Below are 15,031 nucleotides of genomic sequence, written 5' to 3'. Positions count from 1 at the left end.
CTAGTGACAAAGCTAGAAAGCTGTCTATCCACGTGGTTGATTTTGTTTGTAAAAGCACCCCTCCCATAGTGGTGTATAACGATTGGAGAGTTATATGAAAACTATCGGTCTTCTAGGCGGCATGAGTTGGGAGTCGACGCTTAGTTATTACAAATTGATCAATGAAGGAGTCAAAGAGGCGTTAGGCGGCCTAAATTCCGCAAAAATTTGTATGTATAGCGTGAATTTTTCAGAGATAGAGAAACTTCAACACCAAGGTAAATGGGAAGAAACGGCAAGTATTCTATCTGATGCTGCATCTTCAATAGAAAAAGGGGGCGCTGATTTTATTCTTATTTGTACGAACACAATGCACAAAGTTGCTCCTCAAATTGAAGCCAGCATTAATATCCCCATACTACATATCGCAGACGCGACTGCTGAGTTACTTCGTGAGAAAGGGGTTCAAAAGGTCGGACTCCTTGGTACTCAATTCACAATGGAGCAAGACTTTTACAAAGGACGGCTTTCCGACCTCTATGGGCTGGATGTCATAACTCCTGCTCAAGATGATCGCTCTATAGTGCATAACATTATTTATAAAGAGTTATGCCAAGGTGAAATCAAAGAGGAATCGAGAACGATATACCTGCAAATCATTGAAAAACTAAAAGAGCGGGGAGCTGAAGCTGTGATTCTCGGGTGCACTGAAATTGCCTTACTTGTAAACCAAAGTCACACCGATGTTACGCTACTTGATACCACTTCTATCCATGCTCAAGCGGCAGTCCGTTTGGCGATAGAAGGTTAATGAGTTAGATTTGAGTCCATGTAAATAAACAAAAGAGAAAACCAATCCCTCGGTTTTCTCTGTTTTTATTATCCCGTTATAAGCGCGAGAATTTGAGTGTTCTGTATCCACCAATCAAGTTGCGGGCTTTGTAACCATTGTTGACCAGTTGACGGTATGCCACGTTACCGCGCAAGCCTACTTGACAGTAAATCACAATCTCTTTGTCTTTTGGTAGTTCACCCATACGATGGCGTAGCTGATCAACCGGAATGTTGATTGCCCCTTCAAGATAACCAACAGACTCCAATTCACCCGGGTTACGGACGTCGAGGAGAATTTGATCTTCAGTCAGGTTGTCGATTTCATCGTAATGAATCGCCGCTGCGTCACCTTTGATGATGTTATTTGCCACAAACGCCGCTTGGTTGATCACATCTTTTGCACTGCCGTAAGGTGGCGCGTAAGTCAGTTCAAGATGCTGTAGTTGTTCAACCGTCATGCCAGCACGTTGTGCAACAGCCATAACGTCAATACGTTTGTCGATACCGTCTTTACCAACTGCTTGAGCACCTAAAATCTTGCCTGATTTTGGATCGAACAACATTTTGAACGACACCACTTCTGCACCAGGGTAGTAGCTCGCGTGGCTTGCGGTATGGACGTACACTTTTTCGTATTCAACGCCAGCGCGTTTCAATTGTTTCTCATTTTTACCTGTTGAAGCCACAGCAAGGTCGAAGATCTTACAAATCGCAGTACCTTGTGTACCTTGGTAAGTTTCTTTGCGACCAAGCATATTGTCCGCTGCCATACGACCTTGACGGTTTGCCGGGCCTGCAAGTGGCACTAGAGTTTGCTCGCCTGTCACGAAGTCTTTCTCTTCTATCGCGTCGCCGACAGCGTAGATCGAAGGATCGCTGGTTTGCATGTATTCGTTCGTGTAAATACCGCCTAGCGCGCCAATTTGAAGGCCAGCTTCTTGCGCCAGTTTTGTCTCAGGACGCACACCGATTGCCATGATCAGAATATCGGTAGTGAGTTTTTCACCGTTGTTCAGTGTTAACTCCAATTCACCTTCTAGGTGTTGGTGTTTCTCACTCTCACCAGAGTCGAAACTTGCAACGTGCTCGTTAGGTACGAATTTCACAGATTCAAGCGCGACGCCAAGTTTTAGGTCGACACCTTTGTCACGAATTTCTGCATGAGCAAAACCTGCCATTTCACGGTCTACTGGCGTCATGACTTGGTCTGCCATTTCGATCAGAGAGGTTTTAATGCCAAGTTGGTGGAAGGCTTCCATCATTTCTAAACCGATGAAACCGCCGCCAACAACCGTCGCATGTTCTGGTTTGTTCATTTGGATCGTTTCGATGATGCGATCCATATCTGGAATGTTACGTAGCGAGTGGGTGAGCGGGTTATCGAGGCCTGGGATTGGTGGAACAATAGGACCAGCACCTGGGCTAAGCAGTAGGAAGTCGTATGATTCTACGTATTCAGACTCATCCAACAGGTTTTTGATCGTAACGGTTTTGTCCTGTCGGTTAATAGAAACTACTTCATTCATCACGCGAACATCAACGTTAAAACGTGCTAAAAAGCTTTCTGGCGTTTGTAGTAGTAACTTACTGCGTTCTTGGATATCGCCGCCGATGTGATAAGGCAAGCCACAGTTGGCAAATGAAACAAACGGGCCACGTTCAAACATGATGATTTCGGCATCTTCGCTTAGACGACGAGCACGCGCCGCCGCAGATGCACCACCTGCAACACCACCGACGATTAAGATCTTAGTCATTTTTAACTCCAAGTTTTAGGGCGAACTGACCTTTCACGAATAGCCAGTGTGAAAGGTCACTACGCTCTAGATTATCTAAAACCAAATTTCTTTAAAAAATAAGCAGCAGGGCAGATTCCCGTGTAAGCACTTTGAATAAGATTAACGCCGATAAACACGGTGAACCAAATGAAGTTACTGTGAACGAACACGGTTAGTATGACCGAGATCAATACCATCGTGCCTGCAAAAATTCGTACTGCATTTTCTAACGTCATAACTCTTCTCCTTCGTACTCTCAAACTGAGAACGCCATCCTTTGATATTCATCACTATAATTATCTAAATTAGAAATGTCTAATGTTAATTTGTCTAAATTCATCATTGCTAATTTAGTGTTGACTAAATACATTGCTTTAGTAATATCTAATTTAGTTTTTAATATAGAGGTGAGTCATGAGCTATACAGATATGGATGTAGCAGCAATGAAAGGCAATGCTAATGAAGCTGCTGATCTCCTAAAAGTAATGGCACATCCGGAAAGGCTAATGGTGTTGTGCCAACTGACCCAAGGTGAGGTTGGTGTTGGGGAGCTACAAAAGAACTCGTTCCTTAGCCAATCCGCCTTTTCACAGCACTTGACGGTGCTTCGCAAACACAAATTGATCAAGGCTCGTAAGGCATCACAGCAAGTGTTTTATTCGTTGTCAGAACCGAGAGTTGAGTCATTAATCAAGGCGCTTCATAGCGTTTTCTGTAACTAATTCGTAGCTAAGATTTTAGAGGTAAATAATGTTAAACGTTATTCCATGGGAGTCGTTGTTTGGTGGCCTTTTGTTAGGGATCTCCGCCACTATATTGTTGTTGGTTAACGGGAAAATTGCCGGAATCAGTGGAATTATGAATGGCATTATGTCACCGAAAAAAGGCGATTATTCGTGGCGATTGCTTTTTGCGGTTGGAATGATAGCTGGTGGCTTGATTAGCGTCCTAATGTTGGGCGTTGCGGTTCCTAGTACCGCGAACCTTTCTTTAGGGATGGTGATTGCCGCTGGTTTATTGGTAGGAATCGGGACCAGACTGGGTAACGGATGTACTAGCGGACACGGCATTTGTGGCATGGGCCGTTTGTCTAAGCGCTCTATTGTGGCGACCTGTGTATTTATGGCTGTCGCTGGTCTAACGGTATTCGTTCGACTTCACCTAGTTTAAGAGAGATTCCATGAACAAGACTATTTTTCGTTTTTCTGCTCTTTTGAGCGGTGTGTTATTCGGTATGGGCATGGCGGTGTCTGGCATGATCGACCCAGCTAAAGTCATTGGATTTTTAGATATTTCTGGCAGTTGGGATCCAAGTTTGGCTTTTGTGATGGGCGGCGCACTCGCGGTATTCATGCCAAGCTATTTTTTAATCATCAAGCCGAGAAAACAATCAGTTAGCGGTGAAGCGTTTTGCACACCAACCAATAAGAACATCGACGGACGTTTGTTATCTGGTGCGGCCATCTTTGGTTTAGGTTGGGGTTTGGCAGGTATTTGCCCTGGCCCTGCGGTTGCGAGTCTGGCATTAGGCAACGTGAGCATTGTGGTGTTCTTCCTTGCGATGTTAGTTGGATCTCTGTTCGCGAAGGCGATCATTACTTACCGTAACGCGAAGAAGATGAAAACCGCGAACGCGTAAACAATCAATCTGATATGGAGGGGAAAGGATGCCCGACAAACTAAAGCGAAGTTTTGTTCAGTCCGTGATGAACAGCTTTTTCCCTCCGATCATGATTTTACTCGCGCTTATGGTCGGTGCCGCGGCTTTGTGGCTGACCCCGAAAGAGGAAGACCCGCAAATCGTTGTGCCGATGGCGGATGTATTGGTTTCGGCTCCCGGACTAAGCGCTTCTCAAGTCGAAAATCAAATCACTGAACCATTAGAAAAGCTTGTTAGCCAAATTGACGGTGTGGAATACGTTTATTCTTCGTCAATGGAAGGTGCTGCGCAAGTCATCGTTCGTTTCTATGTCGGCGAAAACCGCGAAGATGCTCTGGTTAAGCTTTACAACAAACTCTACTCCAACCAAGACAAAGTTCCTCCTTCTGTCACTAACTGGCTTGTAAAGCCTGTTGAAATCGATGATGTACCCATTGTTGTTGCCGCAATTTATTCCACCGATCCAGACATTCTCGATCGCCATCAGTTGAGACGTATTGCAGACCAAGCCACGTTAGGCATTAAATCATTGGATGCCACCAACAAGGTGGAAGTGATTGGCGGTGAGCCGAGAAAAATCCAGATAGAGCTTGATTCCGTTGCGATGGCAAACTTCAAAGTAACCATCGATGACCTCGAACAGGCCATTCAGCTCAGTAATAGCAAAACCCAAGGCAAGAACATTCGCGTAAACGGGCAAAATTACACATTGGAGTCGGGACGGTTTCTGACTAACGCCGAAGAGGTTGGCGATCTTGTTATCGCGGTGCTCAATGGCAAACCCGTTTATTTGAAAGATGTCGCGCGTATTTACGACGGTGAAGGTGAGGCAACATCCGATACTTGGTATCGCGATAAAAACCACGATGAAGCATACCCATCGGTGTTCATTTCTGTCGCTAAACAAAAAGGCTCGAACGCGGTTAACGTCGCTCAGTCTGTTCGGGATAAACTGGCGGCGCTTCAATCCGAGCAGTTTCCTCCACAAGTTCAATTTGCAGTCATTCGTGACTATGGCGAAACGGCGAATGCGAAAGTGAACAACTTGGTATCAAGCCTTGGCATCTCTATTCTAACGGTCGTGGTGTTTGTCGGTTTGTTCTTGAACTGGCGAAGCGCATTGGTGGTTGGTATCGCGATTCCGATTAGCTATGGTGCCGCGCTCGGGATGGACTTGGCATTTGGCTATTCCATCAATCGAGTCACACTCTTTGCATTGATTTTGGCGCTAGGTTTGATCGTGGACGATCCGATCGCGAGTATCGACAACATTGAACGCTACCTCAAACGAAAAAATCTAACACGAACCAATGCGATTGTTCTCGCCATGGCAGAAATTCGTAGCGCCTTGTTAATGTCGACGGTCGCGATTGTTATCGTGTTTACGCCGATGTTTTTTATCACTGGGATGATGGGGCCTTACATGGCGCCACTGGCGTTCAACGTTCCGATCAGCGTTATCTTTAGTACCGTTGTCGCGTTTATGATCACGCCTTGGCTTGCCAAGAAGCTACTCAAAGGTGCTGAGGAAAACGGCCACTATGACATCCAATCTTCGCCGATGTATCGTTTGTATCGTGGTGTGTTGATTCCGCTACTTGAAAGCCGCAAGAAAGCATGGCTTTTCCTTGGTTTGGTTGCCTTGTTGTTCGTCTTGGCAGCATTGTTGCCAGCACTTCGCTTAGTTCCACTCAAGTTGCTGCCTTATGACAATAAAAATGAGTTCCAATTGGTATTAAACATGCCAGAGTCTTCAAGCTTTGTGGATACCTCCAACGCGCTGTCGAACTTTACGGACTATTTAATGACGGTGCCGGAAGTGACAAGTGTGTCGGGCTTTGCAGGTACCGCTTCCCCAATGGATTTCAACGGCATGGTGCGCCACTACTTTATGCGTAGCGAACCATACCAAGGCGAGCTTCGAGTCGTTCTTGCAGAGAAGAATCGCCGCGCAATGCAATCACACGAACTGGTGACACGACTCAGGGCGGATTTAGAGCAGATTGCAGATAAGTTTGACGCTGACGTGCAGCTAGTCGAAGTGCCACCAGGCCCGCCTGTTATCGCCACCATTACGGCAGAAGTTTACGGTGATGAAGCGTCATCTTATGAAGATCTGATGATCCAAGCAGAGAAAGTCGCGGATAGGCTTCGCAAAGAACAGTTGGTTTCTGAGGTGGATACCAGCATCCAAGGTGATTTAGAAACATGGCAATTCATCGTTGATCAAGAAAAAGCGGCGCTGTCTGGTGTTTCTGTTGCTGATATCAATAACACGCTTATTACCGCCGCGAACGCCAAAGTGCTCGGTTATATCGCCGATCCAAGAGAAGTGGAACCACTACCTATCGAAGTGCAGCTCCGACGCGAAGACAGAGATAACCTGAATCAACTAGAGCAGCTTTATGTGCGAGGCCGTCCGGGCATTGCAAAAGTAGAATCCAATGGGGCTGTTGTGGATGCTCCTCAGCCTATCGTGCAGTTGTCTGAAGTCGGTCATTTTGTGAAACGCGCAGCGGACAAACCGATTTTCCATAAAAACCTCAAGCCTGTTGTGTATGTCTACGCCGAGGTAGTTGGGCGTGTTCCGGGTGAAGTGATTGCCGATGTGATGGCTGACCAAGATACAACTCACGCGGAAGATGTGCATCGTCACTGGCAAGATCGCACGTACTTGAGCAATGGCGCTGGTGTCAATTGGAGCGTGCCAGACAACATCGAAGTGGTTTGGAGTGGTGAGGGGGAATGGAAAATCACAGTGGACGTATTCCGCGATTTAGGCATTGCTTATGGCGCTGCGCTGCTTGGCGTATTTGTGGTGATGTTGATTCAAACTGGTTTACCTGCGGTATCGGGCATCATCATGCTGGCGATACCTCTGACTGTGATTGGGATTATGCCGGGGTTCTGGATTTTGAATGTGTTAAGCAGTGATATCGGTAATTACCCGAACCCGGCTCTGTTCACGGCGACCGCGATGATCGGCATGATTGCGCTAGCTGGGATTGTGGTGCGTAACTCACTCGTTTTGATTGAATTTGTTCAGCAATCGCTGGCTGAAGGTCGTAGTTTACATGATGCGTTGATTGAATCTGGTGTTGTTCGTATGCGGCCAATATTGCTGACCGCGGGTACAACGTTACTGGGTAACGTCGTGATTACGTTAGACCCAATTTTTAACGGTTTGGCTTGGGCAATCATATTCGGTATTACCGCCTCGACCATCTTTACGCTGCTTGTGGTTCCGGTGGTTTACAACCTTGCATACCAAAACACCAAAGGACATGGATTACCTCAGATGGAGGAAGAGAAATGAAATTAGATACCAAATGGTTAGGCGTGATTCTGTTTGCCATACTCGCGCTTCTTTTTCTCTATATGGCTGGATTTTTTACCGAAAAGTTGCCGACAGAACATGACGCGAAAACCAACCAGATTGATGTAAATAACGCAGAGACACATCAACTGATGTTAACCAGCGAATCGGTTGTTCGAGAGTTTCCGGGCGTCGTCGTTGCAGAGCAGCACGCCGATATCGCGGCACGGTTAACGGCATCGGTGATGGAGGTATTGGTGAAGGTTGGCGATAGAGTGAAGCAAGGAGACGTGTTGGCGCGGCTAGAAAGCGATGATCTCGACGCGCGAGTTCGTCAAAGTGAGCAGGCTTTATCCTCTGCACAAGCGCAGCTCAATGCGGCGAGAAAGGAGTTTTCTCGTGTCAGAGCGCTTTTAAACAAAAAGCTGATCCCTCAATCGCAATTTGACCAAGCGGAAAGTGCGTTGCAAACCGCACAAGCCAACTTCAATAAAGCGCAAGCGGCGGTCTCTGAGGCGGAAACGACCTTTGGCTACAGCATCATTACTGCACCGTTTGATGGCTTGATCACGCAAAAGCCCATCAACAAAGGTGATACCGCGACGCCGGGGGCTTTGCTTTTATCAATGTACAATCCAAACTCGTTGGAAATAGAGGTGAACTTTGCTGAGTCTGTCATGCCTTATGTGACTTACGATAAAGAAGTGGACGTTGTTTTTCCGTCTTACAATCTCAATGCGCAAGCGGCTGTAAAAGAAGTGACGCCGTCGGCAGATGCCAACTCGCGTAGTTATACCGTAAAGCTTCAATTTGAGCCGCCAACGGCTATCTATCCAGGTACATACGCCAAAGTCGCGTTGACCTTGACCGACGATGTCGTACTTCGCGTGCCAAAAGAGGCGGTTTACCAAGTTGGCCAATTGGACTACGTAAAAGTGGTGCAAGACAGCGGTGAGGTAGAAACTCGGCTTATTCAGCTTGGAGAGTTGGGGAGAGTGCGAACGGGGTTGAAGCAGGGTGACGTCGTACTGCTGAATCCAAGAGCGCTTTGATAGAACGGTTTCTTTTGTTAACTAGTTACTATCTAACAAACAACATAAAACAGCCCAGCATGATGCTGGGCTGTTTTGTTCGTTCAGTTAAGCGTTACCGTTGCGTTTACAGGACAATGGTCACTCAGTTTGTAATCCAAAACATCTTGTGAGCTGAACAGCGTTTGATGTGCGTTTTTCGCTTTTATTTGCGGGCTAACAATAATGTGATCAATCAAAGAGCGGAATTGGTGTGTTTTTCTTGGGTTCTTATTTGAGCGAACCTTGCAATCCGCTTTGGTATCTCGCGTTACCAATTGTGCATCGTTACCAAGCGTCATGATCGCCCACAACCAATCACGTTGATACGACAAGTTGTGATTGAAATCGCCCATTACGGCGTACTGTTGCTTTTTCTTTTCTCTCTCGCTCATCCATTTCGCAAGTGCTTCTCCTTGTTGGCTCAATGTTTGGCAATTGCGGTTGTTTTTGTATGCTCCGCTGCATCCAGCTTTTAAATGCACAGAGAGCAGGTGAAGCTCGTCCTTTTGGTTTGGGTTAACGACGATGTAGCTGGCAAAGCGCAACTTGCTATTACCACGCGTGATTGAGAAGTCTGCTGGGTCAGACACTTCAATGTCTTTGCGCACAGCAAAACCGGTGTACTGGTTGGTATCAGAAAACTGAAGGTGCTTATTGTTTGATTGAGCTCGATCAGAGAGGTAAATCGCGTAGCCATCGCCTACGGCTTTTTGAACGGCGGCTTTGGAGTCGACCTCTTGAAAGGCGATGATGTCGGCTTGAGTTTTATCCACATATTGATTGAGTTTGACGAAATCGTCACTGGTTCTCGAAACCTTACCTCCATTTATAGATAGCCATTCTATATTCCAACTGGTTAAGTTGATGGAGTTTTGAGCAAGTGACGTTGAACTAAAAATTAATAAGGCAGTAACAAATAGTGATCGCATATTGGCTTGTTTCACTCCTGGATTTTAGCGTATTCCTTTCCAACCTTTATCCTATAAGCGCTCTAAAAAAAGCAAGTAGATTTCGTACCAATTTTGCAATTTTCATGGTTTTCTTCTCAACTGAGATCAGTACCAATAAGATCGATTTGTTCTTGTCCGCTAGCCGATCTTTATTGATCAAAATCAATGTTTTCAAGTGGTGCTTTTCGTTAAATACGCCACAATATATTGTGTTAGCAGAATAAAAAATAACCCCATATAGTGTGTTTGTGGATAACTCTGTGAGTATGCTGGGGTAAGGAGAAGAAAGTGAAACCAATCGTAATCAAGCGTGACGGCTCAAGAGCTCCGTTCAACAGGGATCGTATCCAAGCAGCAGTTGAAGCGGCAGCGGAAAACAAAGATAAAGATGTCGCCATTTATGCTCTTAATGTCGCTCTTGCTGTCGAGTTACAGCTAAAAGATCACGATGAAGTTCACATCCATGAGATTCAAGACTTAGTCGAGAATGAGCTCATGCAAGGTCCTTACAAAGCCCTAGCACGTTCTTATATTGAATACCGCCATGACCGCGACATCGCGCGTGAAAAGCAAAGTGCACTAACTCGTGAAATCGAGGGTTTGATTGAAGAAAGTAACCTTGATTTGATCAACGAAAACGCGAACAAAGACGGCAAAGTTATCCCAACTCAGCGTGACCTTTTAGCGGGTATCGTGGCGAAGCACTACGCGAAAACGCACATCCTGCCTCGAGATGTGGTTCAAGCACACGAAGTGGGTGACATTCACTACCACGATCTGGATTACGCCCCATTCTTCCCGATGTTTAACTGTATGCTTATCGATTTGAAAGGCATGCTAACGCACGGCTTCAAAATGGGTAATGCAGAAATCGATACGCCTAAATCGATTTCAACTGCGACTGCCGTAACGGCGCAAATTATTGCTCAAGTGGCTAGCCATATTTATGGCGGTACAACTATCAACCGTATTGACGAAGTGTTAGAACCTTACGTCATCACGAGCTATGAAAAGCATTTAGAAATCGCGAAAGAGTGGAACATTGCTGAGCCAGAAGAGTTTGCTAAAGCGCGCACAGAGAAAGAGTGTTACGACGCATTCCAATCTCTGGAATACGAAGTAAACACATTGCACACGGCGAACGGGCAAACCCCATTCGTAACGTTTGGTTTTGGTCTTGGTACAAGCTGGGCGTCTCGTCTTATTCAGCAATCGATTTTGAAAAACCGTATCGCTGGTCTTGGCAAAAACCGTAAAACCGCCGTATTCCCTAAATTGGTGTTCGGTATTAAAGACGGTCTAAACCACAAATCAGAAGATCCAAACTACGACATCAAGCAACTTGCGCTTGAGTGCGCGTCTAAGCGTATGTACCCAGACATTCTTAACTACGACAAAGTCGTGGAAGTAACGGGTTCATTCAAAACACCGATGGGTTGTCGTAGCTTCCTAGGTACTTACGAAGAGAATGGCGAACTTATCCATGAAGGTCGTAACAACCTTGGTGTAGTTAGCTTGAACTTGCCACGTATCGCGCTTCGCGCAAAAGGCAGCGAAGCGAAGTTCTATGAACTGCTTGATGATCGTCTACGTCTTGCTCGTAAAGCACTAGAAACACGTATTTCTCGTCTAGAGAACGTAAAAGCGCGCGTTGCACCAATTCTATATATGGAAGGTGCATGTGGTGTGCGCTTGAAAGCAGACGATTCGATTGCAGAAATCTTCAAAAACGGCCGTGCGTCAATTTCTCTAGGCTACATTGGCGTGCATGAAACTATCAACGCGTTGTTTGGTACTGAAGAGCACGTTTACGATGATGCCGTACTGCGTGAAAAAGCGGTCGCGATCATCAAACATCTAAAAGATGCGGTGAACCAATGGGCTGATGAAACTGGCTATGGTTTTAGCTTGTACGCAACACCAAGTGAAAACCTATGTAGTCGTTTCTGCCGCATCGACACCAAAGAGTTTGGTTTGATTGAAGGCGTAACAGACAAAGGTTACTACACCAACAGCTTCCACTTGGATGTTGAGAAGAAAGTTAACCCTTACGATAAGATCGACTTCGAGATGCCTTACCCGGAAATCTCAAGCGGTGGCTTCATCTGTTACGGTGAGTTCCCGAACATGCAACGTAATGTAGAAGCACTAGAAAACGTGTGGGACTACAGTTACACCCGCGTTCCTTACTACGGAACCAACACTCCGATTGATGAGTGTTACGAATGTGGTTACACCGGCGAGTTTGAATGTACAAGCAAAGGCTTTACTTGCCCAAGTTGTGGCAACCACGATTCAACCAAAGTGTCGGTGACACGTCGCGTATGTGGCTACTTGGGCAGCCCAGATGCACGTCCGTTTAACTTCGGCAAACAAGAAGAAGTTAAACGTCGAGTGAAACACCTATAAGGTTAATTACCACTCGATTCAACACTTTGAAAATCAACCTGCTTTAGGTTGGTTTTCTTTTTCGCGATAACAAAGAGACGCATTATGAACTACCACCAATATTATCCAATTGACGTTGTTAACGGACCGGGTACGCGCTGCACATTGTTTGTGTCGGGCTGTGTACATCAGTGTCGTGGCTGTTATAACCAGTCGACGCAACGCTTAGATTCGGGTGTGTTGTTCACGCAAGAAGCGGAAGACAAAATCATCAATGACTTGAATGACACGCGCATTAAACGTCGCGGTTTGTCGTTGTCGGGCGGAGATCCGCTTCATCCTGCTAATGTGCCTCATATTTTAAAGATCGTGAAAAGGGTGAGAGAAGAGTGTCCCGGTAAAGACATCTGGGTTTGGACAGGCTACACGCTGGCTGAACTGGATGACGCGCAAAGAGAAGTGGTGCAACACATCGATGTTTTGATTGATGGTAAGTTTGAACAAGACAAGAAAGATCTCAATCTCGAATGGCGTGGCAGTTCAAATCAAATCATTCATCGCTTTACGGATATTTAATCAAGTATTCTCCAAACATAAAAAGGGCTCACACGTGCATAACGTGTGAGCCCTTTTGGTGTGAGTTCGTTAGTGTATTTCCAGTTACGCTGTCACCGCTTGGTCATCCTCGACCATATTATTTATCCAACGTTTAGATTGGATACGATAAGTCGTAAGTACGCCTTTCACAAATTCTTCAGCTAGCAGAGACATCAAGACAAAATGCAAAGGCAACCCGAGTACCATACCAGTGTAATAGGTAAGGGGAATACCAATAGCCCACTGACCAAACGTATCAATGAAAATACTGTAGCGAATATCTGCGCCGCTCTTTAGTACGCCGCCAATCCCTACCATGTTAAAAACTCTCAAAATCATACCCAGCGCCATGACTAAGCATACGTTGAGTGCCATTTCTGCATCGGTTAATGGGCTCAGTACCAATAGATGATGAATCAGAGGCGAGCTCAACCACACTAGGAAAAACAATAAGGTGGCTAAGATTGCGCTGGTTAACACATACCACCACGCCGTTTTCTCGACCCGATCATAATGTTTTGCGCCAATATCATTCCCAAGAAGAACGGATGCAGCGACCGCAAATCCCATAAAGGTTGAAATCAGTACGCCTTCAATCGGGGATAAGAATGAGATGATCGCAAGTTCTGAAACGCCCAATTGACCATAGATGATGCTGAAAACGATCAGCCCACCAGTCCAGAGCGCATCGTGGACCAACATGGGTAGAGAAACCTTAAAGTATTTTTGACGATACTGCTTTAAACGGCCTTTCGCCCAATCGAACTTGGTCGGAATAAGGTATGCGTAGCGTTTACAGAAAAAGTAAATCAACACTGCCGTTTGGAAAAATCGAGAAACAAAGCTGCCAACGGCTGCACCAAATACGCCCCATTGAGGGAAGCCGAATAAACCGAAAATCAAAACATAATTAAGCACGACGTTCACGACAATCGCGGAGACACTGACGTTGGTTGCCAGTTTGGTTTGGCCTACGGCGCGCAATACCGCTTCTATTGGCACCACTATCGCGGTTGCAATGAGGCTAAAGCCCGTAATCACAAGATAATCACGCGCATAAGCGACGTATTCAGGATCGTCTGACATGAAAGAGACGATCTCTTTATCAAAAATCGCGTAGAGAATAATAAACGGCAGCGTCACTAAAATGGAAATACACCAAGATTGCGCCAATGTTCTGCGGATTCCTGCCAGGTTCCCTGAACCGTAATATTGAGAAGCCAGCACTGTTACTGCACCGCAAAGACCGAAAATGACTGCAAGGTTAAAGAAAAAAATGCGATTTCCGACTCCAACGGCTGCAGTGGCGGATTCGCCGAGTTGGCTCACCATGAAAATATCCACGACGCCGAGTAACGCAAAAAGCATGGATTGAAGTGAAACAGGAAGGCCAATCGAAATCAGCTTTTGCCAAAATGCTTTATCGATGTATTCGCGTGTTAAGAGCATCGCATTTCTCCTTAAAGATTAATGCGAGTAGTTTATCCCTATGATTTGGCGGTGTATTTTTCAAAGGCATCCAAAACCTTTGTAAAACTCTCCACTAGTGTATATGTGAGCCAATAAATCATGGAAGATAAACAAGAACGCTACGCGATTTCAGAAAAAACCTATCAAGAGTTTATTGATCACAGTCGAGTACTGGCATTGGAGGAGAGAGGCATTGTGCAGTGCGGAATTGCAACCTGTCGTGACTTCTTCTCTGTTTATCGTAAAAACCAAAAAAAACACATGCTGCTTTACACCGTGCGCGGTAAAGGTTGGTTAGAAAGTGGGGCGTGTCGATATGATTTGGAGCCTGGCTCGTTGATCACGGTGCCTGCAGGTGTTGAAAACGGTTTTGGTATGGAAGAGGAACCCTGGCAGATCGCATGGCTTTTTCTTACTCCTGATAGAGCATGGCCAATGATAGAGAGTAATATTAGTTACCAGCTCACATCTGCACCTGAGGTGATGTATGCGTGTATCCAAACGTTGTTACGCAGTATTAATCTTCCTATTGATTATGGTGGTGCGGTTGGTGCACATAGCGTGGCTCAGTTAGAGCTGATGTTAAACATGCCGCCCTCAGAGTCGATATCACGCAGCCAATTGAGGCTTCGGCGCGTATTCGATCTTGTCCAGCGTCAGCTCCATAAGGATTGGAGTGTCGAGCAAGTGGCAGCTTTATATCCATGTTCGGAGCCACATTTGCACCGTCTGACTCAAAAGCAGTTTGGTCGAAGCCCGATGGCACATTTAACACGTATGCGCATGGAATACGCTGCTAGGTTACTTCGTTCAACAGAATGGCCGATTCAACATATTGGAGAGATAGTCGGATATCCAACTAGTGCCAACTTTAGTACACGTTTTAAAGCGTGGTCGAGCATGACGCCAAGAGAATTTAGGAAAAACGGAAGAGTGGATTGGTATATTGAGGAGTGAATCGTTCTTTTTATAACCGATAGAGCGC

General features: G+C 45.8%; 13 protein-coding genes. 9 read left to right on the top strand and 4 right to left on the bottom strand.

Annotated elements, in window-relative coordinates; genetic code table 11:
* Nucleotides 1-94: 94 nt before the first annotated feature.
* Nucleotides 95-790, top strand: a complete 696-nt coding sequence (locus L3V30_RS07370; protein ID WP_237308606.1) for an aspartate/glutamate racemase family protein — start codon at nt 95-97, stop codon at nt 788-790.
* A gap of 76 nt (nt 791-866) precedes the next feature.
* Here L3V30_RS07370 and L3V30_RS07365 read toward each other — a convergent pair whose 3' ends face one another.
* Nucleotides 867-2,570: an FAD-dependent oxidoreductase gene (locus L3V30_RS07365; protein ID WP_048625070.1), complete on the bottom strand. Its 1,704-nt coding sequence runs from the start codon at nt 2,568-2,570 to the stop codon at nt 867-869.
* A 71-nt stretch (nt 2,571-2,641) separates the two neighbouring features.
* Nucleotides 2,642-2,827 (bottom strand): DUF2892 domain-containing protein, encoded by a 186-nt coding sequence (locus L3V30_RS07360; protein ID WP_012842250.1) that lies wholly within the window; start codon nt 2,825-2,827, stop codon nt 2,642-2,644.
* 178 nt (nt 2,828-3,005) lie between these two features.
* Between L3V30_RS07360 and L3V30_RS07355 the strand changes: the two genes are divergently transcribed.
* Genes L3V30_RS07355 through L3V30_RS07335 form a run of 5 tightly spaced genes read left to right on the top strand, consistent with a single transcriptional unit; the run spans nt 3,006 to nt 8,620 of the window.
* Nucleotides 3,006-3,314, top strand: coding sequence for a metalloregulator ArsR/SmtB family transcription factor (locus L3V30_RS07355; RefSeq protein WP_012842251.1), 309 nt, complete (start codon nt 3,006-3,008; stop codon nt 3,312-3,314).
* Nucleotides 3,315-3,342: 28 nt separating this feature from the next.
* A complete protein-coding gene (locus L3V30_RS07350) occupies nt 3,343-3,762 on the top strand; it encodes a YeeE/YedE family protein (protein WP_048625069.1) in 420 nt (139 codons plus the stop codon).
* A 10-nt stretch (nt 3,763-3,772) separates the two neighbouring features.
* A complete protein-coding gene (locus tag L3V30_RS07345; protein ID WP_046875443.1) occupies nt 3,773-4,231 on the top strand; it encodes a YeeE/YedE family protein in 459 nt (152 codons plus the stop codon).
* 28 nt (nt 4,232-4,259) lie between these two features.
* Entirely contained in the window at nt 4,260-7,568 is a 3,309-nt protein-coding gene (locus tag L3V30_RS07340; RefSeq protein ID WP_237308605.1) for an efflux RND transporter permease subunit, read from the top strand.
* Nucleotides 7,565-8,620: an efflux RND transporter periplasmic adaptor subunit gene (locus L3V30_RS07335; RefSeq protein WP_104970722.1), complete on the top strand. Its 1,056-nt coding sequence runs from the start codon at nt 7,565-7,567 to the stop codon at nt 8,618-8,620. Before L3V30_RS07340 ends, L3V30_RS07335 begins: the two co-directional genes overlap by 4 nt.
* An 83-nt stretch (nt 8,621-8,703) precedes the next feature.
* Here the strand turns inward: L3V30_RS07335 and L3V30_RS07330 are convergent, their stop codons facing one another.
* Nucleotides 8,704-9,570, bottom strand: coding sequence for an endonuclease/exonuclease/phosphatase family protein (locus L3V30_RS07330; RefSeq protein ID WP_074189625.1), 867 nt, complete (start codon nt 9,568-9,570; stop codon nt 8,704-8,706).
* 309 nt (nt 9,571-9,879) lie between these two features.
* Here L3V30_RS07330 and nrdD point away from each other — a divergent pair, with 309 nt between their 5' ends.
* Both nrdD and nrdG read left to right on the top strand, forming a co-directional pair.
* Nucleotides 9,880-12,000, top strand: coding sequence for an anaerobic ribonucleoside-triphosphate reductase (gene nrdD, locus L3V30_RS07325; RefSeq protein WP_237308604.1), 2,121 nt, complete (start codon nt 9,880-9,882; stop codon nt 11,998-12,000).
* An 84-nt stretch (nt 12,001-12,084) separates the two neighbouring features.
* The gene (nrdG, locus tag L3V30_RS07320; protein ID WP_182036281.1) at nt 12,085-12,555 is read left to right on the top strand and encodes an anaerobic ribonucleoside-triphosphate reductase-activating protein; all 471 of its coding nucleotides are present in this window, start codon (nt 12,085-12,087) and stop codon (nt 12,553-12,555) included.
* 84 nt (nt 12,556-12,639) lie between these two features.
* Here nrdG and L3V30_RS07315 read toward each other — a convergent pair whose 3' ends face one another.
* Nucleotides 12,640-14,025 (bottom strand): MATE family efflux transporter, encoded by a 1,386-nt coding sequence (locus tag L3V30_RS07315; RefSeq protein WP_237308603.1) that lies wholly within the window; start codon nt 14,023-14,025, stop codon nt 12,640-12,642.
* 120 nt (nt 14,026-14,145) lie between these two features.
* Between L3V30_RS07315 and L3V30_RS07310 the strand changes: the two genes are divergently transcribed.
* Nucleotides 14,146-15,003, top strand: a complete 858-nt coding sequence (locus L3V30_RS07310; RefSeq protein ID WP_053808398.1) for an AraC family transcriptional regulator — start codon at nt 14,146-14,148, stop codon at nt 15,001-15,003.
* Nucleotides 15,004-15,031: the final 28 nt, after the last annotated feature.

Source organism: Vibrio sp. A1-1, from assembly GCF_021728175.1.
Classification (GTDB): Bacteria; Pseudomonadota; Gammaproteobacteria; order Enterobacterales; family Vibrionaceae; genus Vibrio; species Vibrio diabolicus.
Note: the sequence above shows the minus strand (reverse complement) of the source record. Positions and strands in the feature narration are given on the sequence as shown.